This window comes from Methylophaga sp. UBA5088 (genome assembly GCF_002414625.1).
GTDB lineage: Bacteria > Pseudomonadota > Gammaproteobacteria > Nitrosococcales > Methylophagaceae > Methylophaga > Methylophaga marina.
Map to the genome: position 1 here is coordinate 11,483 of NZ_DIAC01000129.1, position 707 is coordinate 12,189.

The 707-nt window shown below is 39.7% G+C and carries 1 protein-coding gene; it reads left to right on the forward strand.

Going from position 1 to position 707, the window contains the following annotated elements:
• The coding region (locus B4K20_RS15855) for a methyl-accepting chemotaxis protein (RefSeq protein WP_289283659.1) at positions 1-707 on the forward strand (707 nt) is incomplete at both ends.

A 707-nucleotide genomic window follows, 5' to 3' on the forward strand; every position in this document is an offset into this window, starting at 1 on the left:
ACATCACGATTTGAATCAGCAGATATAGACAAGTTAAAAAAAGACGTCGTTACTGATATCAGCTTGCAGATCGAAAATATACGTGCAGAGAATGAGCAAATAGCTACGCTTTTAAATGATGCTGTGCGGTCACTGGGAGACAGTTTCCAAGGATTGAATGAACAGGCTTCAAACGAGGACGATATGCTCCATAGCTTGATTGACCAAAAAGATGGTGAGCAGGGCTTGTCTGAGTTTATCAAAGAGACTGAGTCTGTGATGAGCTTTCTTGTGCAGACATTGCTAAAAAACACAGACGATAGTCGTTTGGTGATGGCAAAGTTAGATGAAATTAATCGAAGAGTAGATGGTGTTATTTCTCTGCTTGATGACGTCAAAGATATTGCTTCTCAGACAAATTTACTCGCCTTAAATGCAGCCATTGAAGCTGCCAGAGCTGGAGATACAGGTCGTGGTTTTGCTGTAGTTGCTGATGAAGTCAGAAAACTATCACAAAAATCTGATGAGTTTAGTGATCAGATAAATAAGATCACAATGAATGTAAAATCAACTATTGATGAGGCAAGCTCAGTTATTGCAGAGTTAGTGACTGCGGATACGGATCTGGTCACAAATAGTGAAGCGAAAGTCGCTGAAATGATGACGACTATGTCATCTCTCAACAATAAAACCTTATCTGTTATCTCTGGCACAAGCGAAATTAGTCA